Origin of the sequence: Pseudoalteromonas sp. Ld20 (genome assembly GCF_045064175.1) — a bacterium.
Lineage (GTDB): Bacteria > Pseudomonadota > Gammaproteobacteria > Enterobacterales > Alteromonadaceae > Pseudoalteromonas > Pseudoalteromonas neustonica.
This window is the reverse complement of record NZ_JBISHB010000044.1, coordinates 41,604-66,904: the sequence shown is the minus strand read 5'-3', so window position 1 is coordinate 66,904 and position 25,301 is coordinate 41,604. Positions and strand designations below refer to the sequence as shown.

General features: G+C 41.2%; 20 protein-coding genes. All 20 read left to right on the top strand.

The annotated features are described in order from the left end of the window. The first annotated feature begins 1 nt into the window (after position 1). The 20 genes from ACJJVX_RS19410 to tldD all read left to right on the top strand — a co-directional run bounded on the left by ACJJVX_RS19410 (position 2) and on the right by tldD (position 25,261). Complete coding sequence (locus tag ACJJVX_RS19410) at positions 2-904, top strand: ExeA family protein (protein ID WP_405633078.1); 903 nt, start codon at positions 2-4, stop codon at positions 902-904. Next, positions 901-2,043 carry a tetratricopeptide repeat protein gene (locus ACJJVX_RS19405; RefSeq protein WP_405633076.1) on the top strand — a complete coding sequence of 381 codons (1,143 nt, stop codon included), beginning with the start codon at positions 901-903 and terminating at the stop codon, positions 2,041-2,043. The genes ACJJVX_RS19410 and ACJJVX_RS19405 overlap by 4 nt, the downstream gene beginning before the upstream one ends. Further along, positions 2,040-3,767, top strand: coding sequence for a GspE/PulE family protein (locus ACJJVX_RS19400; RefSeq protein WP_054204846.1), 1,728 nt, complete (start codon positions 2,040-2,042; stop codon positions 3,765-3,767). The genes ACJJVX_RS19405 and ACJJVX_RS19400 overlap by 4 nt, the downstream gene beginning before the upstream one ends. Next, positions 3,754-4,977 (top strand): type II secretion system F family protein, encoded by a 1,224-nt coding sequence (locus ACJJVX_RS19395; protein WP_054204845.1) that lies wholly within the window; start codon positions 3,754-3,756, stop codon positions 4,975-4,977. Before ACJJVX_RS19400 ends, ACJJVX_RS19395 begins: the two co-directional genes overlap by 14 nt. A 2-nt stretch (positions 4,978-4,979) precedes the next feature. Continuing rightward, positions 4,980-5,573 carry a prepilin-type N-terminal cleavage/methylation domain-containing protein gene (locus ACJJVX_RS19390; RefSeq protein ID WP_169326870.1) on the top strand — a complete coding sequence of 198 codons (594 nt, stop codon included), beginning with the start codon at positions 4,980-4,982 and terminating at the stop codon, positions 5,571-5,573. A 23-nt stretch (positions 5,574-5,596) separates the two neighbouring features. Then, complete coding sequence (locus tag ACJJVX_RS19385; RefSeq protein ID WP_054204843.1) at positions 5,597-6,133, top strand: prepilin-type N-terminal cleavage/methylation domain-containing protein; 537 nt, start codon at positions 5,597-5,599, stop codon at positions 6,131-6,133. A gap of 8 nt (positions 6,134-6,141) precedes the next feature. Next, on the top strand, positions 6,142-6,633 hold the full coding sequence (locus ACJJVX_RS19380) for a type II secretion system protein (protein WP_054204842.1): 492 nt from the start codon (positions 6,142-6,144) through the stop codon (positions 6,631-6,633). Continuing rightward, positions 6,620-7,156 carry a prepilin-type N-terminal cleavage/methylation domain-containing protein gene (locus tag ACJJVX_RS19375; RefSeq protein ID WP_342883529.1) on the top strand — a complete coding sequence of 179 codons (537 nt, stop codon included), beginning with the start codon at positions 6,620-6,622 and terminating at the stop codon, positions 7,154-7,156. The genes ACJJVX_RS19380 and ACJJVX_RS19375 overlap by 14 nt, the downstream gene beginning before the upstream one ends. After that, positions 7,156-7,986, top strand: coding sequence for a type II secretion system protein J (locus tag ACJJVX_RS19370; protein WP_405633072.1), 831 nt, complete (start codon positions 7,156-7,158; stop codon positions 7,984-7,986). Before ACJJVX_RS19375 ends, ACJJVX_RS19370 begins: the two co-directional genes overlap by 1 nt. Beyond that, the gene (locus tag ACJJVX_RS19365; protein WP_054204839.1) at positions 7,976-8,470 is read left to right on the top strand and encodes a hypothetical protein; all 495 of its coding nucleotides are present in this window, start codon (positions 7,976-7,978) and stop codon (positions 8,468-8,470) included. The genes ACJJVX_RS19370 and ACJJVX_RS19365 overlap by 11 nt, the downstream gene beginning before the upstream one ends. After that, positions 8,467-12,210, top strand: a complete 3,744-nt coding sequence (locus ACJJVX_RS19360; RefSeq protein ID WP_064435810.1) for an H-type lectin domain-containing protein — start codon at positions 8,467-8,469, stop codon at positions 12,208-12,210. Before ACJJVX_RS19365 ends, ACJJVX_RS19360 begins: the two co-directional genes overlap by 4 nt. Positions 12,211-12,579: 369 nt before the next feature. Then, positions 12,580-14,610, top strand: a complete 2,031-nt coding sequence (locus ACJJVX_RS19355) for a formylglycine-generating enzyme family protein (RefSeq protein ID WP_054204838.1) — start codon at positions 12,580-12,582, stop codon at positions 14,608-14,610. A 137-nt stretch (positions 14,611-14,747) separates the two neighbouring features. Next, complete coding sequence (locus ACJJVX_RS19350) at positions 14,748-15,791, top strand: rod shape-determining protein (RefSeq protein WP_016709506.1); 1,044 nt, start codon at positions 14,748-14,750, stop codon at positions 15,789-15,791. Next, positions 15,791-16,633, top strand: coding sequence for a rod shape-determining protein MreC (gene mreC, locus ACJJVX_RS19345; protein ID WP_170173838.1), 843 nt, complete (start codon positions 15,791-15,793; stop codon positions 16,631-16,633). Before ACJJVX_RS19350 ends, mreC begins: the two co-directional genes overlap by 1 nt. Then, positions 16,626-17,105 (top strand): rod shape-determining protein MreD, encoded by a 480-nt coding sequence (gene mreD / locus ACJJVX_RS19340; protein WP_054204837.1) that lies wholly within the window; start codon positions 16,626-16,628, stop codon positions 17,103-17,105. Before mreC ends, mreD begins: the two co-directional genes overlap by 8 nt. Then, positions 17,105-17,674, top strand: coding sequence for a nucleoside triphosphate pyrophosphatase (locus ACJJVX_RS19335; RefSeq protein ID WP_054204836.1), 570 nt, complete (start codon positions 17,105-17,107; stop codon positions 17,672-17,674). Before mreD ends, ACJJVX_RS19335 begins: the two co-directional genes overlap by 1 nt. 1 nt (position 17,675) lies before the next feature. Next, positions 17,676-19,148, top strand: a complete 1,473-nt coding sequence (rng, locus tag ACJJVX_RS19330; RefSeq protein WP_054204835.1) for a ribonuclease G — start codon at positions 17,676-17,678, stop codon at positions 19,146-19,148. Then, positions 19,148-22,996, top strand: coding sequence for a YhdP family protein (locus ACJJVX_RS19325; RefSeq protein ID WP_405633066.1), 3,849 nt, complete (start codon positions 19,148-19,150; stop codon positions 22,994-22,996). The genes rng and ACJJVX_RS19325 overlap by 1 nt, the downstream gene beginning before the upstream one ends. A 10-nt stretch (positions 22,997-23,006) precedes the next feature. Next, positions 23,007-23,825: a carbon-nitrogen hydrolase family protein gene (locus tag ACJJVX_RS19320; protein WP_405633064.1), complete on the top strand. Its 819-nt coding sequence runs from the start codon at positions 23,007-23,009 to the stop codon at positions 23,823-23,825. Next, positions 23,822-25,261: a metalloprotease TldD gene (tldD, locus tag ACJJVX_RS19315; protein WP_054204833.1), complete on the top strand. Its 1,440-nt coding sequence runs from the start codon at positions 23,822-23,824 to the stop codon at positions 25,259-25,261. The genes ACJJVX_RS19320 and tldD overlap by 4 nt, the downstream gene beginning before the upstream one ends. The last annotated feature ends 40 nt before the right edge of the window (positions 25,262-25,301 follow it).

The following is a 25,301-nucleotide window of genomic DNA, read 5'->3' as shown; positions in this document are numbered from 1 at the left end:
CATGTATTTGAGCTTTTTCAATCTAAGTGAAATGCCTTTCACCTTAACCCCAAACACCGAGTTCTTCTGTGCACTTGCACCGCATAATGAAGCGATGCAAGTGTTGCTTACGGCGCTAGAAATGGGGGAGGGGTTTATTAAAGTAACGGGCGAGGTAGGCACTGGGAAAACGCTTTTATGTCGTAAATTGTTAAATCAAATAGAGCAAGACTTTACGGTAGCCTATTTACCAAACTCTTACTTAAACCCTGATGAACTACGCTGGGCATTAGCTGTTGAGTTAGGGATGGATCTAAATAAAGAGCTCGATCAGCAAGCCCTAAGTCAATTAATTAATCATCATTTATTAAGTCTGCAACAGGCCGGGAAAAAAGTGGTGTTATTGATCGACGAAGCGCAGTGCTTGAGCTGGGATACGCTAGAAGCATTGCGTTTATTTACTAATTTAGAAACCGAGAGTGAGAAGCTAATTCAGGTTGTACTATTTGGGCAACCTGAGTTGGATGAAAAACTAGCGAATAGCCGTGTTCGTCAGTTGCGTCAACGGATTGGTTTTTCCTATCAATTACGTGCAATGACACCTGCTGAAGTTGTGTATTACATAAATCATAGGCTACAAGTTGCAGGTTTTAATGGGCCGCAACTATTTACGCAGCAGTTAGGGTTACGCATAGCAAAAGCTAGCCGTGGGGTCCCGCGTTTGGTTAATGTGCTTTGCCATAAAGTACTGTTGCAAGCCTACGGTGAAGGGGTGAATGAAATAAAGATGCTGCACATTTACAGTGCGGTAAAAGACACTGAAGATTGCCAAAATACGCACTTAATAAATTATTGGAGTTACATAGTTGCCAGCTGCAGTGTGTTAGTGATTGCTGGTATTTGGTTTTGGAGGCAATGGCTATGAGTGTAATTAATTCGATGCTTAAAAGCATAGAGCAGCGTGAAAGTGGTGCAACACTGCCGTTTGCGCAAAAAAGTATTGTCGTTGCCCCCATTTATGATTACCAAACAATTGCACTGAAGTGTGGGGTCGTTTTAATCGCAATCACAGCAATTGTATTGGCTTATATTTATCTACCAACGGCTGATAAAAAAATTAAGCGTGTAGATTCAATTGTAGAGAGATCAGCAACCAAAGTAGCTATCGATCCATTAATTAAGAGTGAGGTATTAGATAAACCTAACACGTTAGTCACCGCTGGTAAAAATAAGCTTATGAATTCGGCATCTTATGTAGAGGAAAAAGCATTAGTTAATGATAGTGGGGCTAATCAGGTTACACGTTTTCAAAAGCCAGCAATAAACCAACAGCCAATGATGAAAAGTAATAGTGAGTCAGGGGGGGCTGTTGCAGCCGTAGTATTGAAAAGCAGTGCACCTGAAATAGTGAATGCTGCAATCAGTAAACCGATGATTAATAGCTCTGAAGATACCTTTAGCATCAAAAAGGCTTCAGTAATAACGACCATGGATCAGCAAAATTCAGCCTTGTTGGCACAAGCCAGAAATGCGCTAGAGTTTGGTTTACAACAAGAGGCTACGGATGATCTGGTACTTATTTTACAGCGTGACCCTGAGCATATTGAAGCGCGTAATTTATTGGCGGCAAGTTACTTTTTACAGCAGGACATTCTTGCTGCGCAGAGTATTCTAGAAGAAGGCATAGGGTATGATCCTAACGTGTTGCACTGGCGCGTATTGCTCAGCAAAATTTACATTACTCGACGTCAGTACAGTATGGTTTTACAGCTTCTCGGCGATGAGTTTGAACCGCAAGCAGATAATCAATTTTGGACTTTAAAAGGCACTGCTGCGCAGCAACTAGAGGAACATGATGTTGCATTGCGATGTTTTGAAAAACTAACTCGATTACAGCCGCAAGAAAGTAAGTGGTGGTTAGCACTGGCAACCTCTAAAGATGCGCTTGGGGATTACCAAAACGCAAAGCGTTATTATCAAACAGCTCTTAAAATGGGAGGGTTGAGTCCGGTAATACAAAGCCATGCAGAGCAACGCTTGTTAGCGATCAAGGAGGTATCATGAGACCTAGTTTAAGAATGCGTTTGGGGGATCTTTTAGTTGATGAGCAGATGATCACAGAAGCGCAACTAAGTGAGGCTCTTAATGCGCAAGCTGCAACGGGGCGTAAACTCGGTGCAACGTTAATCGCACTTGAGTTTATTAGTGAACCTCAGTTACTACGATTTTTAGCCCAGCAACTTAAAGTGCCATTTTTAGATATTTCACAACGCAAAATATCCCCAGAAGTGTCTAAGTTGCTATCAGAGGTTATGGCTAGGCGTTACCGTGCACTTGTAATTGAAGATAATGGCGACTCAGTACTTATAGGTATGAGTGATCCGGCTGATTTAAGAGGGTTAGATCAACTAGGGCCAATATTTGCACCAAAAAGAATTGATTTGGCGGTAGTGCAAGAAAGCCAAATTATGGTTGCATTCGATAATGTCTATCGTCGTACGGAAGAGATAACCAGCTTTGCGGAACAGTTACATGAAGAGTACGAGGATGTTGAAGAATTTGACTTAAACTCTCTCGGTGATGATTCTTCAGATGCAACTGTTGTTAAATTACTACAGTCTATTTTTGAAGATGCAGTACAAGTAAGGGCATCGGATATCCATATCGAGCCAGATGAAAGTATGTTGCGTATTCGCCAGCGTGTTGACGGTGTATTACAAGAGCACATATTACATCAGGTGAAAATTGCCTCTGCATTAGTATTACGTCTTAAGTTGATGTCTGGCTTAGATATATCAGAAAAACGTCTACCACAAGATGGCCGATTTAATATTAAAGTTCATACACATAGTATTGATGTGAGGTTATCCACGATGCCGGTGCAGTATGGTGAATCGGTAGTTATGCGGTTACTTGATCAATCAGCTGGATTACTAACTTTAGATGAAACAGGTATGCCGACGCATATTTTGAAACGCTTGCGCAGTATTTTAAAGCGCCCCCATGGGATGATTTTAGTTACAGGGCCGACAGGGTCCGGGAAAACGACCACTCTTTATGGGGCGCTAAGTGAGCTTAATCAGCCTGAAAAGAAAATTATTACAGTTGAAGATCCTGTTGAGTATCGAATTGGCCGTATTAATCAGGTGCAAATAAAAAACAAAATAGGGCTCAGTTTTGCCAGTATTCTACGCACTGCATTACGCCAAGATCCTGATATTTTGATGGTTGGTGAAATGCGAGATCAGGAAACCGTAGAAATTGGCTTAAGAGGTGCATTAACAGGGCACTTAGTCTTATCAACGCTACATACCAATGATGCGATCACCAGTGCAATGCGTTTAATTGATATGGGCGCGCCAGCCTATCTGGTTGCCAGCTCATTACGTGCCATTATAGCTCAACGGCTAGTAAGGCGAGTATGTGAAAACTGCAAAACGCAATACCACCCTGATCATCAAGAAACGAGTTGGTTAAAGTATTTGAAAGTTGATGTTGCTAATAGTCAGTTTTGGTGTGGGAAAGGATGTACTGCGTGTAACCATACGGGCTATAAAGGTCGTGTTGGGGTGTTTGAGCTACTGGAAATGGATGATGCCATGATGGATGCATTACGCCAAGATGATACGCAAGGTTTTTCTGACGCGGCTAAAAATAGCGCTCAATTCACACCTTTATCAAGCATGGCACTAGAGTATGCAAAACAGGGCCTAACCACATTGGATGAAGTGTTTAAAGTTGCTGAATATATCCCTGAGATAATAGGAGATGACGATGCAACTTTATAGCTACCAAGCTAAAGATCATAAAGGAACATTAGTAAAAGGCAAGCTTGAAGCGGTCAATCAAGCCGGCGTAGCTGATAACTTAATGCGTCGTCAATTTATACCAATAACGATCACACTGATCGAGCGTGAAAATGATATTCAATTTCCAGGTTTACAACTATTTAAACAAAAAGTAGGCCTTGACGACATGATTATGTTTTCTCGGCAAATGTATTCATTACTCAAAGCAGGCATACCTATAATTCGTGCCATTGTTGGGTTAGCAGATACTACACAAAATAAAGAGTTTAAAGCGGTTTTAACTGAGGTTATTAAGCAGCTAGAGCAAGGTCGAGATTTATCTAGTGCAATGAGCATGCATAATAAAGTGTTTAGTCGTTTGACTATTTCGATGGTGTTGGTGGGCGAAGGTTCAGGGCGTTTAGAAGATGCTTTTTTACAACTTGCTAATTATTTTGAAAAAGAACAAGACACACGAAAACGTATTAAAACAGCGATGCGTTACCCTATTTTTGTTATCGCAGCTTTAGTGATAGCCATGGTGATTTTAAACATTTTTGTAATCCCCACATTTGCCACTATGTTTGCTCGATTTAATGCTGAGTTGCCTTTGATGACGCAGATATTAATAGGAACCAGCCACTTTTTTGTTAACTACTGGTGGTTACTATTATTGATAATTGCAATGACTATTTTTTTCTGGAAGCGCTACTTAGCGACTGAACAAGGTTTGTATAACTGGGATCACTACAAGTTAAAAATCCCTTTTGTAGGCCATATTATTCATCGCTCACTTCTTGCTCGTTATAGCCAAAGCTTGGCTATGGTACTGCGCTCAGGTGTACCGATGACTACAGGCTTATCGCTTACAGCACAAGCCGTTGATAATAGTTACATGGAAAAAGCTATTTTATCTATTCGTCAGGAAATAGAAAAGGGCGATAGCTTATTGCGAGCTTCGCGTAGTAGTGAGCTGTTTTCGCAGCTGGTATTACAAATGGTTGCAGTGGGTGAAGAAACAGGCCGTGTTGATGAAATGCTACAAGAGGCTGCTGATTATTATGAGCGAGAAGTTGATTACGATTTACGTAGTTTAACTGCGAAGATAGAACCTATTTTAACTGTATTTGTTGCCATTATGGTCCTTATTTTAGCGTTGGGTATATTTATGCCGATGTGGAATATGATGTCAGCAATAAAGGGGGGGTGATAATGCTCAATATGGCGCAACACAATAATGGTTTTTCACTGTTTGAAATGGTTTTAGTTGTGATTTTGTTGGCCGTAGTTATGAGTGTAGCTGTACCACAATTTATGAATGTTAAAGAGCAGGCTCATAGTGCAAACATTGATGCTGTAGCGGGTGGTTTTGCCAGCGCAGTCGGGTTTGTCAGAGGGCAATGGGAATTAGAAGCACGACCTAAAGGTAGCGCTGCTTCACGGTTTGTTACTTATATTAATTATGGAGGTGTGGTTGTAGGAGTTGATGGTGAAACAGGTACTCCTACTAGTGATGAAACAGAGCAAAAAGACACACGGGCATTAGCAATGAGTAGTGCAAGATGCCAACAGGTGCTGAATGTGATTTTACAAGATGCGCCAAGCAGTACCCTAAGTAGTACAGTGTCAGAGGTTAAAGATGTACGTTTTTTAGTAAGGTACGACGCAGATGCGTTGCAGTGTATCTACTATCTTAGTCATTCTTTAGATGCTGAAAATATCCCTAAGAATGGTAAGCAATTAATTGATACCAAAGGGTTTTCGTACTTTCCTAAAATAGGCAAAGTGCAAATTTTTAAATCTTAAGTAATAACAAAAGAGGCTTACTTATGAAAACGCAATCAATGAATAGCAATGAAATGAACAACCAAGCAGGTTTTACCCTAGTAGAATTGATCATTGTGATCGTGATCCTTGGCATACTTGCGGTAACGGCTGCTCCGCGCTTTTTGAACTTACAAGGCGATGCAAATGCATCAACACTTGAAGGTTTGCAGGGCTCTATTCGCAGCGGTATGAACATCGTTAATGGTAAATCAATAATCTCAAGTGATCATAAAAAACCAACCGCAACAGTAACGGTTGATACAGGCGCTGCAGTTGATACTATTTATGGTTATCCTGCTGCGAGTACTGCTGCATTTGAAGCTTTCTTAGATGTTGACTTTGCAACTGGTGATGCGGGTGACTTTAACTTAGACGACACGACTAAAGCCGCTACTGGAACTGCAATTATTTTTCCTAACAGCTATGTAAGCACAGATGATTGTCGTATTGAATATACACAAGCTAAAGACTCTAACGATGGTACCCCGCCAGTCAAAGTTGTGGCGCCAGTATTAACAATTATACTTACAGGATGTTAATCATATAGATGGGAAGCTCGACTAAGCAACGATTGCGTGGCTTTACTTTAGTTGAACTGATAATTACTTTGGTTATTTTGGGTATCCTGTCGGTAACGGCAGGGCCCAAATTCTTAGGTAGTTCAACCGAAGACGCCTATTCATATCGTGATCGCGTATTGGCCGCACTACGCACAACTCAATTACGAGCGATGCAAAACAGTGCAATAGCGAGTTGCCATAAGTTATACATAAGCGCAGTGTTAATTGCTGGGCCAACAACAGATACATGCAATGGAGGAGCGGATCCTAACAACCAAGACGATTTGGTAGTGAAGATAGACACGCAACGTAGCGAAATAGTATTTACTGCGTTAGATGGTCAAGGATCGCTATTTACTGAAATTAATTTTGACCCATTGGGGCGAAGTGATCGAAATTGCAACAATACATGTCGAATAGATGTGGGGTTAGCTGGTGTATGTATTAGTGGTGAGGGGCTGATTTATGCGTGTCCTTAATACGGGTTTTACCCTTATTGAGCTAATCATTAGCATTGTTATTTTTGCGATAGCCCTGACAATTATTACCGGTTTAATTGCGCCGCAGGCGCGTCAAAGTGCGGATCCTATTTTACAGTTACGTGCTAATGAATTGGGTCAATCATTAATGAATGAGATCCAAAGTAAGGCATTTGATGAGCATAGTGAACGTGCGCCGCCGTTTAGACGATGCTCAGAGAGTGGTTTGGCTGCACCAAATTGCACCGTTGTAGCCGATTTAGGTGCCGATAGCGGAGAAACCCGGACTACGTATGATGATGTGGATGATTATTTAGCACTCAATGCTCAGCCTATAACAAATAGCTTAGGTGAGCAGTTAACGCAGTATCAAGATTTTAGTGTTGCCGTTACTGTGGTTTATGACAGTGACCGTAATAGTACAACCGTAAATGATGGAACAACATTAAAGCTCATCACACTTATTGTTAGTGCTCCAAATGGAGAGCAATATGGGTTTAGTGCTTATAAAGGTAATTACTGATGTTTAGCTTTATAAAACAATGCGGGTTTACCCTTATAGAGTTATTAATAGTCATGGTGATTGTGGGGATATTAGGGGTTACTTCGGTTGCTTATATTAATGCGGGGGTAAATATCTACAGCCAAGGTGTTGAGCGTCAAGAAGCCGTTGCACAAGCACGATTTATGCTAACACGCTTAGCTAAAGAGCTACGGCACGCCACACCAAACTCTCTTCGGTTACAGTGTGAAGGAGGGTGCACATTTGATCAGTGTCTTGAGTTTATTCCTTTCCAATCAGCGACTCATTATACCGACTATCTACCAACGTCAGCCCCTTTTAATGTTACAGCGGTAGACTTCGAATTAAATAATTTAGCACAGCCAACAATTGGAAATTGGGCCACTGTATACCCATTACACCACAGTGATTTATACGATGTAGCAAACAATAAACGATTACAAGTAACAGGGTTTGTAAGCTCAACAACGAGCGAGCTGGATCAATGGCAATTTAGCCAAGCATTTATGCAAGAGTCGTCATCAAAGCGTATCTATTTACTGGCTGAGCCTGTGAGCTTTTGTGTTGAAGGTAATGCCTTATATCGATACCAAGATTATGGTTTTAATGTAAACCAATTAAATGCAGTACAGCTACAGGCAAGCAGTGGGGTAAAACGAGATTTACTTGCGCTTCATATAAGCAACAACTTAGTTAGCAATGAGTTTTTCAATTTAGATGATGCAGCGTTAACACGTAATTCTGTATTAAATATTCATGCAATTATGACGTTTAATGATAGTGAAGCAATGATGTTTAATCATGAGGTGCATATACCCAATGTACCTTAAAAATAATAGGAATCAAGCAAGTCAAAATGCCGCTCGTCAAAAAGGTAATTTACTCGTTGTTACACTGGTGATTATTGTTGTATTTTTGATGTTGGGCTTAGCGCTAGTGAAAATACTTTCTGCATCAGCACAACAAAATATTATTGAGTATTATGGCGCTCGTGCTTATATGGCTGCCCAAAGTGGGTTAGAAAATGCTTTAACAGAGCTTTTCCCGTTAAATAACCCTGCACAGAATTGCGCGGCAGTATCAACGACGCTAGCTTTGCAAGTAACTTATCTTGAAAACTGTGTGGTTACACTCAGTTGCAAGCAATACTTGGCTGTGCCAGATAGTAGTAATAGTGCTGGTACTGTTAGTATTTTTTATCTGCAAAGTACGGCTATTTGCGCCCCTATTGCATGCGCCATTGGTGAGGCTTGTCGAAAAGATTATTGGCAAACACAACGTACATTGAGCGTTGAAGCGAAGACCTTACCATGATGATTTACCGTACATTAATACTATTAGGATTGCTATGCTGTAGTTGTGTGTGTGTAGCCGCAACGCCAAAAATAGAAGGCCGCTTTATTGAACTGCAAGACACGTATGTTTCACCTATTTGGACCAAAATAAATTTTCAACAAGAATATGATGTTCCGCCTGCGGTGTTTATGCTTTCGACCAATCAAGGCGGTAACCCTGCAATAGTACGCATACGCAATGTGACTACAACTGGCTTTGAAGCTCTACCACTTGAACCTACAGGAGAAGATGGTGAGCATATTACCATGGGGGCGCATTATTTAGCGGTTGAATATGGCGTACATGAATTCCCTGATGGCACAATCATGGAAGTTGGTAGCACAGATATATTGCTTGAAATTCAATATGGGCCTCAATCTAATTATGTTTTGCCGAAGAGCTATAAAGGCGTTACCTTCTCGATGCCATTTACTACACGGCCAAATTTTTTTCATTCACTACAAACAATCAATAGCTTGGAAACAACTCCTCCGAGAGATGCGTTAAGACCATTTTTAACCGTGGCTGTTGAAACTAATTCATTAACATCAGTGGGAGTAAATATAGCGCTTGAAGCATCAGAGACAAGTAGTGGCTTAATCAAAAGCGAGACAATTGCCTACCTTGTTGTGGAGCCAGGAAGTAACCGTACTTTTGTGGATGATAATCAAGTCGAAGTGTTATGGGAGAGTTTTTTCACTGGGTATAAAGTGGATGGTTGGAGTGATGGTTGTAATTACTTTTACTTTAATAATGACTTTGACGTAGCCCCTTTAGTTGTCGCAAGTAAGAATAGTCGGGTTGGTGAAGATGGGGGGTGGTTACGTAGTTGTAATTTAACACGAACTCGGCTGGGTATAGTGGTTGATGAAGATAGAGATGGCGATAGGGAGCGTAATCACCCAAATGAAGAGGCATCTATTTTAGCCATGACGAGTACGTTTGTATCCAACGGGGACATTTTGAGTTGTGATACGCTCTTTCCAGGGGCTATTGCTACATACAATAATGGACAGATTCAACTTGTTCAAGGCGTTACGGTTACAGACAACAATGCGAATGTTTTAACAACAATGAATTACATTTCAACTGCGATTACTAATATTCCTTTATGCAATGGTCAGCCTTGTGCTGCAAAGGGAGAAAATTCGCTGACCGCAGGGCAAGCTTCACGGGTGCCTACAATAGCAAATGATGGCTCATCTGGAAGTGCCATACCAACGAGTTTAGCGGGTGATTACTTTTTTGATGAATTGCAAATAACGATGGTCGAACCTGAATACAGAGTAACAAAGCCCACCCGAATATTTGTGCAAAATTCAGACTCAATATTATCAACCGCTTTTTTAACGGTCGCTAATACGAATATAGTTATTGAAGATGGTGCGTATTTGGCTATCTACATTGATGGTGCTGTATCGATTGGAGCGAGTGTCGACTTTAACGCATTTTTAGTCGCAACGGGAGAGGTGCGTATTGCGCAAGAAGTACAGTATACGGGTATGATTACCTCTGGCACTGAGATTATAGCAGAGCAAAGCTCTTCATTTACGGGAACACCAGTACCGAATAATATCCCCGGTTTTTGTGGAATTACACCACCAGTATTATTAGATCATTACCGCATATCCATGAGTGATAACAAGGGTTTAACGTGTCAGGCTAAAGAAATGACGCTTACAGCATGTGCGAATGATGCATGTGATGTACTTTATGCTGAAGAGTCTACACTCGATCTTTCGCCAAGTACCAGCGGGTCACAAAGCTGGGTTACAGGGGAGAACATAACATTTACAAGCATGACAGATATACGCTTTGCTAAGCGTACGGCTGGTCAAGTGCAATTTGGTTATAACTTAGCTGATCCATCAGCGCCGTTACGTTGTTATATTGGGGGGATTAATGTTGGCCTTGGTGGATGTAAAGTCACGTTCTCTGATGCAGGGTTTATTTTTAGAAATGACAGTGACAATAACACCTTAATACCTACTCAGTTATCAGGAAAACCTTCTGATACAGGCTTTAATGCTAAACAGTTAGCGATACAGGCTGTTAAAACCAACACAACAACAGGAGTCTGCGAAGCTGCTTTTCCTACCGATGGAGAAGTTGCAATTGATTTGGCTTATAGCTGTAGTTCGGGGTCTGTTTGTAGTGATGAGTTGGCGCTTGTGAATAACGGTAATACGCATGCAATTGGGCAAAGCTATCAAGCGGTACCACTAAAGTTTAGTAGTGAATCCAAAGCTGAGATTACCATTAATTACCCTGATGCAGGACAGGTAAGCTTAAATACTAGGTTAAACTTGATACTGGATCCTGCAACCAATCTATCAGTAAGCTTAGCGGGGAGTTCAAATGAATTTGTTGTTAAGCCATTTGGCCTTGCTATAAACTTTCCTAATGACGGCAATAATGCATTTGCAAGTGATGCAAACGGCAGTTTATTAAAGCTCACTGGTGAGCCATTTTCATTGAAAATGAATGCGGTACAATGGCTTGTTGGACAAGATAACAACAATGATGGTTACCCAGATGATTATTCAGTAATAAACAGCAATGCAATCGCTAAACACTTTATTGGTGAGTCACCCAATGTGACACCTTCCACCTTATTACCTTCGGGCGGAGTATTAGGTAATCTAGACGTAGATACACTATCCGCGTTTACTGATTCGGGTAGCTTAAGTGAATCCCTATCACAATATAATTATGATCAAGTCGGGATTATTGATTTAGCTGTGGGCTTGCAAGATGGCGATTACTTAGGTGCTGGAGATGTGCGAGGTGAGATCACCAATGTTGGCCGTTTTGCTCCATCTCAATATGTATTACAAGGTATTCAAGCCGCTGCTCAATGTACACGTTATGGCAGTAATCAAACCTACTTAAGTGAGCCATTTTCACTTGGGTTTACAGTACTCGCTCAAAATCATAAAAATCAAACAATGAAAAATTATGTGGGTGGGTTTATTAACTCAAATATCGTAGTTAATGCTGAAAACAGTGAGGCCGGTAATTATGTATCCGCACTTGATTTAACACCAAGGCTGCAGAACATAGACTCACCAGCATGGGGGAGTACACCTGCAGACGCTGGACAATGGCAATTAAACGACCTCGACACCATTTTGGCACGCCAAGAATTTAATGACCCAGATGGGCCTTTCGAAAGTGTAAACCTTATGGCAACACTAACAGGGCTTGAGGGGGCTGCTTTAATGGGTGCTAACGATAACCCAATAATTGCGGGGAGCTGTGTGGCAAATTGCGATAGCGTTAGACTTAATAGTGCACCAATTAGTTTTCGGTTTGGGCGTCTGGATTTGGGGAATAATGCAGGTTCTGACTTAGATGATTTACTCGTACCAATGGAGATGCAATATTATAATGGTACTGAGTTTGTTCGTAATGCCAATGATAACTGCAGTGTATTTACGCACCCTGAAATAAGTCAAATTTCACCGGCATTACCTGTTCTTAATTATGTTTACAGTACAGGCAATAGTGGTGTCTTTGAAAATGGTAGTTACCCAAATACTAACGGAATTTATGCGCAACCTCAGGGTATTGGTATTTTTATAATTGAATACGATACTGAAAATTGGCTTGAGTGGGATTGGCAAGCTGATGCTAGCCAATTAAATCCTAGAGGAATACTTCAATTTGGCAGTTTTAGAGGAAATGACAGAGTTATTTACTGGCGTGAAGTCCGATAATAGTAGTATGTCCAGTCAATCTCAAGATACAGAATTCAGTGTTTTACAGGGGATGGCTATCAAGGCGTGATTTGACAAAAATGGCAACGCCTGTGAAGCATCCTATAGAGAAGCTTAAAAGCAGATTTATACTGCGTTACTGTTATGAGAGACTAATTTTAATAAGGGAATAGCCATTATTTGCAATCAATGCCTTGTTTAAATCACTTTTAATTCCAACTGAAGCTCGCATCTTGAGGCTAATTAGGTATAAACTCAGATAATTTTTGAACAAAGCTTGTGTTTTGCCTTGCAAGTACATAGCATAAGAGTTTAATTATAAAAAATAAATAATGACCAAATAATTGCCGCTTTTTGGGAATGGAATATATGCGAATTGCTCCTTTATCTCTGTTAATTTCAGCAAGTTTGCTTGCATCAAGTGCGTTTGCACAAGATACAGCGACGGTAACTGGGATTGAATCTGAGATCAGTATTAAACAAGCTGAATACGATAACTCTACACAGATACTTGAAAAACATTTAAAAGAAGAAAGTCAGTTACAAAGCCAACTTGATTTATTGCGTACTCGTTCAACTGCACTCGATAAAGAAAAGAACCAAGCACTTGATGCAATGAACGAGATGTACCGTCGTTTAATTGATGATCCAACGCTTGATATCAGTACCGCACAAGCACGTTATCAACAAGCCGTGGTTGATCATAAACAAAATAAAGATGATATAGCGATGCAGTTGGCGGCAATTGCATCCCACCGCAAAGATATTGAACAAATTCGCGTAGCTAAACATACCCAGCTAAACACGCTTGAAAGCTTAAAAGAACAATTAACAACAGCACGAGTAGAGCGCTTGCGTAACGAGTTTACCCGCGAGGGAACGTTAGAAGTTAATCACACCATCAACTGTAAGCGTACAGAAACGCTAGCAGCGTGTGAGCAACGCGGTCAGCAAATGGGTTTACAAAAAGCAACAAAACGCTTCGTAGATCAAATATTTGCAAACCTAACTGAAGAGCGATTGGTTGAACCAAAACGCAATATGGCTGGTGCGCAAGTACAAATATTAAGTAGCCATGTAGTAAATAGTGCATTCAGTGGTCAAGGTAATTACAACGTAAATTTAAGTGTTACCATGCGCGGAGATGTTAATAGCAGCCGTTTATGTAACTTATTAAGTGTTGATAATCGCTATTGTTCTGAGTACGGCACACCACTGAGCACACCTTATCAAGCAAGTTACGGTACTAGCTACTCAGATAGTCAGTTAACATTCAGTGATAGTAAGGATAATGACGTAGTTTCAGTGTCGCGTTTAAATACGCAGTCGGTTCGAGACTACTCAGTAAAGCCAATGTTGATGCCAAAAGTTGATCCATTGGTTGTTGATAACAACAAAAATAGAATGGTTGAACTAACACTGCGATCAAATGTATTTGATGATGAAGTGTTTATTGATGGTGTGAGTTTTGGCTCAACACGCTTAGCGACTACTTTGCCAAGTGGCGTACATGATGTTGAAGTACGAAAACAAGGTTACCAATCATATCGTGTGCGTGTTGATTTGCGTAAACCGCAAACCATTCATGCCAAGTTGGTAAAAAAGCCTGAGTCGATTGCTGCACCGACATACACTCGAGAGCAACGAAATACAGCATCTACGACTACAGCGGTTGGCAATGCAGCCGGTGCGGCTGTGGTTGTTATTCCAGCAGGCACGTTTGAAATGGGTGATATCAATGGCAACGGACTTGCTAATGAGCGTCCTGTTGTTGAGAAAACCATAGCCAACTCATTTGCAATGCAAAGCAAAGAAGTATCAGTCGGTGCGTATAAGCAGTTTGTTACCAATAGCGGTTATAAAACAGAAGCTGAACGCAATCGTGGCTGTGCGTATTATTTAAATGGTGAGCCAGTTTGGGAAGCTAATTTAAATTGGCGTAACCCTGGCTTTGAGCAAGGCAATGATTATCCAGCTGTATGCTTAACCTATAATGATGCTAAAGCATATGCTGATTGGTTATCAGGTCAAACAGGCCAACAATATCGCTTACCGAATGAGGTTGAGTGGGAATATGCAGCTCGAGCGGGTACTAAAACCGAATACCCATGGGGTAATGAAATCGGTAAAAATTTAGCCAATTGTGGCTGGTGTGGTAGTGAATGGTCAAACAAAAGTGCATCACCGACAGGTGCTTTTGCGCCAAACGCATTTGGTCTCTACGACACCGTAGGAAATGTATGGGAATGGACTCATAAGTCAGCTCAGCAATCGGATGTAACAGTTCGAGGTGGTGCATGGAATTTTGCACCGAGTTTAGCTCGCGCTTCAACTCGTTTGATTTTAGCGCCGGACTTTCGTGCAAATTATATCGGTTTTCGCTTAGTACGCGAGCGATAAAAATAATTTAAAAAGGAAGCAATGCTTCCTTTTTACCCAATTAACAAAGGTAGCTGCGCTTTGTATTACTGAAATAATTCAGTATGTTAAAGTAGAGTCAGCTAACATAAGAACGTTTTCAAAGGTCATCCAGCCTCATGTTTAAAAAGCTCCGTGGTATTTTTTCAAACGATCTATCGATCGACTTGGGTACAGCCAATACCCTTATTTATGTTAAAGACGAAGGCATTGTCCTTAATGAACCATCTGTTGTTGCGATCCGTCAAGAACGCGCTGGTGGCCCTAAAAGTGTTGCCTCAGTAGGCACCGAAGCAAAGCAAATGCTTGGTCGTACTCCAGGTAATATTAAAGCGATCCGCCCGATGAAGGATGGCGTAATTGCTGACTTTTATGTAACTGAAAAAATGTTACAGCATTTTATTAAGCAAGTTCATAACAACAATTTTATGCGTCCTAGCCCACGTGTACTTATATGTGTGCCATGTGGTGCAACTCAGGTAGAAAAACGTGCAATACGTGAATCTGCAATGGGGGCGGGTGCGCGTGAGGTATATTTAATTGAAGAGCCAATGGCGGCTGCAATTGGTGCGGGTTTACCTGTGTCAGAAGCAACGGGTTCAATGGTTGTTGATATCGGTGGCGGTACAACTGAAGTCGCAATTATCTCACTTAACGGCGTAGTGTATTCATCATCAGTGCGTATTGGTGGCGATAAGTTTGATGAAGCAATCATTAATTATGTACGTCGTAATTTTGGTAGCTTGATTGGTGAAGCGACAGCTGAAAACATTAAGCATCAAATAGGGTCAGCTTTTAAAACTGATGAACCGATTGAAATTGAAGTGCGTGGTCGTAACCTTGCTGAAGGTGTACCGCGCTCATTTACGCTTAACTCGCACGAAATATTAGAAGCACTGCAAGAGCCATTAATGGGTATTGTAAGCGCTGTGATGGTGGCACTTGAGCAATCACCACCAGAGCTTGCGTCAGATATCTCAGCTAAAGGTATGGTACTAACAGGCGGTGGTGCACTGCTTAAAGACTTAGACCGTTTATTAATGGAAGAAACAGGTATTCCGGTAGTGGTTGCTGATGATCCATTAACGTGTGTAGCACGTGGTGGCGGTAAGGCACTTGAGATGATAGATATGCATGGTGGTGACGTATTTAGCTACGACTAATGAAGTTAATGTTTGGGCGTGCCATCTCTTTGCAACTGCGACTTTTTGTCGCAGTGCTGTTGAGTATCATGCTGATCGTAGGCGATCGTTATACACAAGGCGGCACCACGGTTCGCACCAGTTTAAATACGCTAGTCAGCCCATTATTGTATTTAGCTAATTTACCCTATGAAGTTTTTAGCCTTGGTGCTAAAAGCTTGCATACGCGTGATCAACTACTAACCGAAAACGAAGCATTAAAACAAAAGCAATTACTGCAAAGTGAACAACTTCAGCAATATCAATTTTTAGCCAAAGAAAATCAAAAACTGCGGGCATTACTTGGCTCTTCAGCTAAACAAGCTAACCGTAAAATCATTGCACAAGTACTGTCAGTTCATTCAAACCCATATAGTCACCAAGTGGTGATCAATCGCGGTGCGATTGATGGTGTTAGTGAAGGGCAAGCTGTGATTGACGAAATGGGCGTGGTAGGTCAACTTACAAAAGTGGGATCAACAACCTCTCGTGTACTTTTAATGACAGATACGACCCACGCAACACCGGTGCGCATTTTACGCAATGATGTGCGCACTGTCGTGGAAGGTGTAGGGAAAATAAACTCAGTAAAACTCTCCCATGTACCGCATAGCCTAGATGTACGTTATGGTGATGTATTGGTAACATCAGGTCTTGGTGGCACGTTTCCTGAAGGATATCCTGTTGCAGTTGTGACAGAGATAAACCGCGATGAAGGGCGTCCGTTTGCGCAAGTATACGCGGAGCCAATTGCTCAGCTAGACCGAATTCGCTTATTAGTGATCTTATGGCGTAGTCAACAGGAAATTATCAGCGATGAATAGCCGACACACATTACTTATCGGCTTTAGCATCTTTTTTGCATTGATCATGGCACTGATGCCGTTGCCGTTTTCATTTGAACCATTTCGTCCAGACTGGGTTCTACTCGTTTTAATGTACTGGTCATTGGCGGTTCCGCATCGTTTAAACATTGGTACTGCTTGGGTGGTGGGACTCTTAATTGATTTAGCATCAGGCTCGCCATTAGGTGTAAACTCACTCACTTACTCAATTTGTATTTTTGTTACTGCGAGTAATTTTCAAAAAATCCGTAACTTCTCGATTTGGCAGCAAGCAATATTGGTTGGGCTATTTTTAACGCTTTATCATTTAATGCAATTTTGGCTGAATCACTTTTTAATGGATGTGTATTTTAATCCGCAATACTTATGGCCAGTGGTTACTGGCATGCTAAGTTGGCCATGGATTTTCTTGCTGCTGCGTAAATACCGTCGTCATTTCAGGATCCGATAATGCAAACCGCCATTTATTTAGCGTCAGCTTCTCCAAGGCGCAAAGAATTGCTAACTCAGCTAGGCATTGAATTTTCGCAATTTAGTGTGGATGCCGACGAAAGCCAGTTAAGCAACGAATCTCCACGTGAGCTGGTTGAACGTTTAGCGCGCTTAAAAGCTCAAACGGGCGTGACTATGGGTTACACCGATCGCCCTGTATTGGGCAGCGACACTGTCGTGGTTATCGACAATCAATCGCTAGGTAAACCACTGGATAAAGCGGACTTTATGGCAACGTTAAAGCGTTTGTCAGGGCGAGAGCATCAGGTGCTAACCGCAATAGCATTTGCTACGCCAGAGCGAGTAATGAGTTGTGTGGTAACAACACAGGTCAGCTTTAAAACATTATCAGATCAAGAGTTAGAAGATTACTGGCAAAGTGGCGAACCACAAGATAAAGCCGGTGGTTATGGTATTCAAGGGTTAGGTGGTCGATTTGTAACGCATATTTCAGGTAGCTATTTTGCAGTTGTAGGCTTACCTTTATATGAATGCGAAAAATTATTAAGCGAATTCTTAAGTAGGTAACATGAGTATAGAATTACTGATCAACGTCACTCCGAGTGAAAGTCGTGTTGCTTTGATAGAAAATGGCGTATTACAAGAGATCCAACTAGAGCGAATTGGTAACTTAGGGATTGTTGGTAATATTTACTTAGGTAAAATTAGTCGCGTATTGCCGGGTATGCAAGCCGCATTTGTTGATATTGGTTTAGACAAGGCTGCATTTCTACATGCATCAGATATCGTTAATAGTGCTTCAATTGTAGAAGGCGTTGACGATCAACCAATAAAAAAAGTGCAAGACATCCGTGAGCTAGTTCGTCAAGGACAGTACATTATGGTGCAAGTGGTAAAAGATCCACTGGGTACTAAAGGTGCGCGTTTAACCACAGATATTACAATTCCTTCGCGTTATTTAGTTTTTATGCCGGATGCAACTCACGTGGGTGTGAGTCAGCGCATAGAAACAGAAGAGGAACGCGCGCGATTAAAAAATATTGTTGCTGATTATTCCGATGAAAACGGCAGCTTTATTGTTCGCACAGCAGCAGAGGGTGCAAACGAAGCTGAACTGCGCCACGACGCACAGTTTTTAAAAAAATTGTGGGAAAAAATAGTCGCAAAACGCAAAAAAACCAGCAAAGAAAGCATCCTTCATGAAGACTTAACTCTCGCATTTAGAACCTTACGTGATTATGTAGGTGAGGACATGGAGCGCATTAGAGTTGATTCAAAGTTAACATATGAAGAACTAAAAGCCTTCACTGCTGAATTTGTACCGATACTCTCAGAGGTACTTGAATACTACCCAGGTGAGCGCCCGATTTTTGATTTATTTGATGTTGAAAACGAAATTCAAAAAGCACTACATCGTAAAGTGGAACTTAAATCAGGTGGGTATTTAATTATCGACCAAACTGAAGCAATGACCACGGTTGATGTAAATACAGGTGCCTTTGTTGGTCACAGGAATTTAGAAGAAACCATTTTTAATACTAATGTTGAAGCTACTTCGGCAATAGCTCGTCAGCTTAGGTTACGAAATTTAGGTGGCATAATCATCATCGATTTTATTGATATGATTAGTGAAGATCACAAACGCCGCGTATTACATTCACTGGAGTCGGCACTGGGTAAAGATCGTGCTAAATCAAACATTAATGGCTTATCTGCGCTTGGTTTAGTTGAAATGACACGAAAACGAACGCGAGAAAGCTTAGAGCATATTTTATGTGATGTGTGTCCCGCGTGTTCAGGACGAGGTTCGCAAAAAACAGTAGAAACCGTTTGCTATGAAATACTGCGTGAAATTGTACGTGTGAACAGAGCATATGCAGCAGACAAATTTATGGTTTATGCAGCACCAGCTGTGAGTGAGGCCTTGATTAATGATGAATATCATAACCTTGCAGAGCTTGAATTATTTATTGGCAAGCAAGTAAGCATTCAAACCGAAAGCCTCTATAGTCAAGAGCAGTTTGATGTGGTTATGATGTAATGAAAGCAAAGACGGCCTGTTTTTTTTGTATCCGTAAGTTATGGCAAGCCTGTGCTATAACATTGGTGCTGCTGGCCGTTATTGTGTCCGTATTAAAATATACACTCCCGTACGCTAATGATTATAAAGGTGACTTAGAAAATTACCTTTATGAAAAGTTTGCCGTTAATCTGTCAATTGGCGCTATCTCAGCGAGTTGGCATGGCAAAGGACCCTCTATTGTATTGGAAGAAATTTCCTTTGAAGATAATCAAACATCACCTATAGCATTGACGATTGCCAAAGCAAGCTTTGAGTTAAATGTATGGGAAACCATCAAAACGCAGCAATTAAAATCCAGCTACTTTGTAATTAACGGCTTTCATGCCAATGTTAATATACCGAGCATGTTGGATTCAAAAAGTACGGATGTATCTTTTGAGCAAAAAGAACTAATTGAAGGTTTATTCCTAGGTGAAACCGGGCATTTTGCTGTAGAGAATAGCAGTCTTAATTTTATGCTGGGAGATGGTAAAGATCGCCGTTTAATTCTTGAAAATATTGTTTGGCAGAACGAACCTGAACAGCATCTAGGAAGTGGTACTTTGGCTTTGCCGGGGATTTCGGTTGGCACGTTTGATGCGCGTTTAGCGCTCGTTGGCACTACTTTAGAAAGCATGGCTGGTGATGTTTATATACAAGCTGGCAATGTTGATGTTTCTAAGTGGCTTGCGCAATATATTAATGCTAGTAAAGAGCAGCTCAATTCAGATATTAATTTAGAGTCTTGGGTGAGTATTGAAAAAGGCTTAATTAAAGATGTCACCGTTAAATGGCTACCCAGCTATATTAATTGGCAGCAAGATACAAAAAATCACCAATTTAGCTTAAGTGAAGGGGGGTTTCACCTTTATCCATTTCAGCAAGGTTGGCGTTTAAAAAGTACGGGTTTAGGCATTAAAAATGATCAGCAATATTGGCCTGATTTTCAATTTGAAGCGCAGCTAGATAAAAAACAAAAGCAGTTTTGGATACAGCAACTTGATTTTGACTTGGTTTCAAAACTGGCTCAATTAAGCAACTTTGCAGTCCTTGATCAACTTATCAACCTTCAACCAAGTGGGCAAGTTGATTACGCTTACTTTCAATATTCGTCTCCTGAGCAATGGCAATTATGGTTTGAGGCGCAGCGGCTAGGCTGGCTTGCTAAGCAAGGTATTCCAGGCGCGCAAGATTTACGTATTGATGGATTGTTAAATCAAGACTATGGGCGTATTAACTTATTTGGCGAGCATAACCAATTACTCACCGGCGATACGTTTAGTCATCCAATAAAATATAATCAGCTCAATATGCAAATTGATTTGGCCAGCAGTGAGCAAGGCTGGCAGATAAGCAGTGATAATATTTGGCTTGATAATGATGAGGCAACAATTGCCGCTGAAATGAAGCTTAGCTTAGGGGGGCAACCTAGGCTTGATTTATACGCCGAAGCATTCGTTCCTAACGCGAGTATTGTAAGTCATTACTTCCCACTCCCAGTTATGACCAATAGTTTAGTTGATTATTTAACTGGTGCGATTAAAGGGGGAGAAATACCACAAGCGCAAGTGTTGTTTTCAGGGCCATTAACAGGTTTCCCGTTTGCTGATAATTCAGGGCAGTTTGAAGTGTTAGCCCAAGTTGAACAAGCACATTATCAATTTGCGCCTAATTGGCCTGCAGTGACAAAAGGTAGCGCAAAGCTGCATTTTGAAAATGAACGTATGGATATTTACTCTCAACAAGGTGAACTTGTTAATTTAGCCGTGGGTAATGCAGTGCATGTGAGTATTGCAGATCTAATGGATGCAGACATTCTTAATGTTAAAATTAACAAGCAAGCAGATGTAAAAAAACTATTACCTTTTTTTAAAGCCACCCCCATTGCAGCTCCTCTGGCAAATGTATTTGAAGTGATCCAAGGCCAAGGTGAAGCGAGTGCGGATATAGAGTTGTTGGTTGATTTAAATGACCTGAATGTAAATGCCAAAGGGGTTGTTAACTTAAGCAAACTCCCCGTTTATTTAGCGCAACCAGGCGTACAATTAGAGCAAGTAACAGGCAAACTGTATTTTAATGATGACCATATAAGCTTAAAAAATGCCGAAGCAACGTGGTTAGGTATGCCGCTTAAGGTTAACTTTGATGGTAAAAGTATCAAAGATAGCTACCGTGGTGATGTGGACATTAAAGCACAATTAAACGCACACACCTTGATTAAGCACGGGCAAGGTCTTTTAAAAGATTATTTAAGTGGCGAAAGTGAAGTTGCTATAAATATAGGGCTTAATTTTTTAGCTGATGGTTTTAATTATCATGCCAACGTGAGCTCTCAACTTAAAGGGCTCAAAAGTGAATTACCTGCACCTTATACCAAAAATGCAGAGCAAGTTTGGCCACTTAGCGCCGTTATTCAAGGCGATAATATTTCAAACTTGATCACTGCTAATATCAATAAAAACGTGTACTTTAATGGAATTTTAGCCAACGACACTGGCCAACTCAGCAATGCTCATTTAATTTTAGGGGCACAAGATTTAGGTTTGAACCGTGAAAACTTAACGGTAGCGATCAATTTAGATCAAACCGATCTGCTGCCATGGCTTGGTTTAATTAAACAAATAGTGAGCATTAACCAAACAGCATCTGATGCTCAAGGAGTACTTCCTCCCCTCAGCGAAGTGGTTGGCAAGGTGCAGCAATTAACGATCGCGGATATTGCATTTAATGATTTCGAAATGCGTTTAGCGCCTGTTGATAACGACTTAAGTTTAAAGCTGAACGCCAAAGAATTACGCTCGCAGGTGTTTATTCCTTTAGGGCAATTAAGTCGTCCTATCCATATTGCTACTGATTATTTAAGAGTTAACTTTACGCCTTCAAATGACAACTCCAATATATCAACAATTCCTGAAAACTATACATGGTTGAACGATTTACCCGCAATAGAATTTGAGTGCGCAGACTGTAAAGTGGCAAGCTACCAACTAGATAAAGTGAGCGCATCGTTTTATGGTGATGGGCAAAAACTAACGGTATCAGAATTAGTTGTTGATAAAAGTAAGCATATTTTACGCGCAAAAGGCGAATGGAAAAATGGGCTCACACAGTTTAATGGCAATATGCAAAGTACTGACATAGGTGAGTTATTTGATGAATTTGATATAACCACCACAGTTAAAGACTCAACCGCAGATATTAAATTTGATTTAGCGTGGCAAGATGCGCCTTATCAATTTGATATACCCAGTTTATCAGGGGATTTAGATTGGCAATTAGGCGAAGGTCATTTAGCTGAAGTCAGTGATGGTGGAGCGCGGGTGTTTTCATTACTGAGCCTAGATTCATTGGTGCGTAAGCTTAAGCTCGACTTTAGAGATGTTTTTTCAAAGGGATTTTTCTATAACAGCATGCAAGGCACTATGCAGTTGGACAAAGGCATTGCTTATACACAAGACACTAAAATGGATGGTGTACCCGCAGATTTAACCATTAAGGGCCACACTAACCTTAATACCATGGAAATTGATTATGACCTAGCGGTTGCCCCGCAAGTAACCTCAAGTATTCCCGTGATAGTTGCGTGGATGGTAAACCCTGTTACCGGTTTAGCTGCGTTGGCGATTGACAAAGTACTTCATTCTGCGCGGGTTATCTCGGAAATAAATTTTAAAGTTAGCGGCAGTATGAGCGATCCTGTTGTACAGGAAGTTGATCGTAAAAGTCGCGAAGTAACTATTCCGCAAGCTGCACAAAATCAGCCACAAGCAGCGCAAAAGTCTCATGAGTTAACACTCAAAGACGCCGCAGTGACAGCCACTCAATGAGAGTTTTATTATGCAACCAATGATAGTTGCTATGCAGATGTGCTCAGGCGTGTGTGCAGATGAGAATATCAATCAACTTAAACAACTACTTTTAAAGCTCCCTAAAACACGGCCATTACTGGTGTGTTTACCTGAGAGCTTTTTAGTGTTTGGCAAAAGTGGCCAAGATGCATTAGCCGTAGCAAAGCAAAGTGATTATTATCAACAGCAATTAAGTGCTTTGTGTCGTTTACATGATATTTGGTTAGCAGCAGGCACATTACCGATCAGTGCTAACAATGATCGCTATTTTGCAACATCGCTACTATTTAATAGCAGTGGCGAGGTGTTAGCGCAGTACAACAAAATTCATTTATTTGATGTTGATGTGGCCGATGGCACGGGTTCATACCGAGAATCAAACTTCACACAAGCAGGTGAAAACGTGGTCGTGGTTGATTCTCCATTTGGTAAAATCGGCCTCACAGTATGTTATGATCTTAGATTCAGTGGTTTATTTAGTGCATTGCAACGTCAAGGGGCTGAAGTTATTTTAGTGCCTAGTGCATTTACTACGGTCACTGGCGAAGCGCATTGGCAACCTTTATTAAAGGCCAGAGCGATTGAAACACAAAGTTATGTAATTGCCGCTGCACAAGCAGGGCAACATGAAAATGGCCGCGCAACATACGGCCACAGCATTATTATTTCTCCTTGGGGCGACGTCCTCAGTGAGCTTGCAAATGGCATAGGGTTTATTGGCTGCCAGCCAGATTTGAACCAATTACATGCCATTCGTCGAGATATGCCCGTGCAATCTCACCAACGATTTAGAGAGCATTTATTATGAATACGGTTGAACAGCATTTATTACACGACAGCCAGCTAAATCGAGAAGAACTCGAAAAAACGCTTGGTTTTATTCATCAGCATAATGTTGATTACGCTGATCTTTATTTTCAATCTAGTCACCATGAATCATGGGTACTGGAAGATGGCTTAGTTAAAGAAGGCTCATACAACGTTGAGCGCGGTGTCGGTGTGCGCGCTGTAAGTGGTGAAAAAACAGGCTTTTCGTACTCAGATGCAATCAATCTTGAGGCGCTTAACAAAGCCGCTACAGCTGCGCGTAGTATCGCCGAGGCGGGTGAGAGTAAAGCAATTCAAGTCTTTAGTGATGTAAAAGCCAAGCAGCAGTTTGCACCATTACAGCCAATTCAAAGTATGAGCGATAACGACAAAGTAAGTTTGTTACGTGAGCTTGAAAATTATATTCGCGAACTAGCCCCAGATGCAGAGCAAGTGATTAGCTCAATGTCAGCCGTCTATGAAGAGATATTGATTGCCGCAAGCGATGGTACATTTGCTACTGATATTCGCCCATTGATCCGCTTAAACTGCTCAGTACTACTTGAAAAAGAGGGTCGACGTGAACGCGGTGGCGCAGGTGGCGGCGCACGTTTAGATTATGGTTATTTTAAAGAGTTAGTCGATGGCAAACCACGTTGGATGGAATACGCAGAAGAAGCTGTTCGCCAAGCAAAAGTAAACCTAGAAGCCATTGATGCACCCGCTGGTAGTATGGAAGTGGTACTTGGTGCAGGCTGGCCTGGCGTATTACTACACGAAGCTGTTGGCCATGGTTTAGAAGGTGATTTTAACCGTAAAGGTGCATCAGCATTTAGCGGTAAAGTAGGTGAGAAAGTCGCATCTGAGTTATGTACTGTGGTAGATGATGGCACTATAGCCGATCGCCGTGGTTCACTTAACGTAGATGATGAAGGCACACCAGCGGCTTACAATGTACTGATTGAAAACGGTATTTTAAAAGGGTATATGCAAGACAAGCTAAATGCACGTTTGATGGGAGTAAACCCAACAGGTAATGCGCGTCGTGAATCATACGCCCATTTACCTATGCCACGTATGACCAACACCTACATGTTAGGCGGCGAGCACAGCCAAGCAGATATAATCAGTACTGTTAAAAAGGGTATCTTTGCACCAAACTTTGGTGGCGGCCAAGTAGATATTACTTCAGGTAAGTTTGTATTTAGTGCCTCAGAAGCGTACTTGATCGAAAATGGCAAAATCACACAACCAATTAAAGGCGCAACTTTAATTGGTAACGGCCCAGAGGTAATGCAACAAATCTCGATGGTAGGTAACGATTTAGCGCTAGATAAAGGCGTAGGCGTATGTGGTAAAGACGGTCAAAGTGTTCCTGTTGGCGTGGGTCAGCCAAGCCTTAAAATTGATAACCTAACGGTTGGTGGTACAGCTTAACTTTTGTAAGTATCGTATAGCCTCAAAATTAAAACCTTGA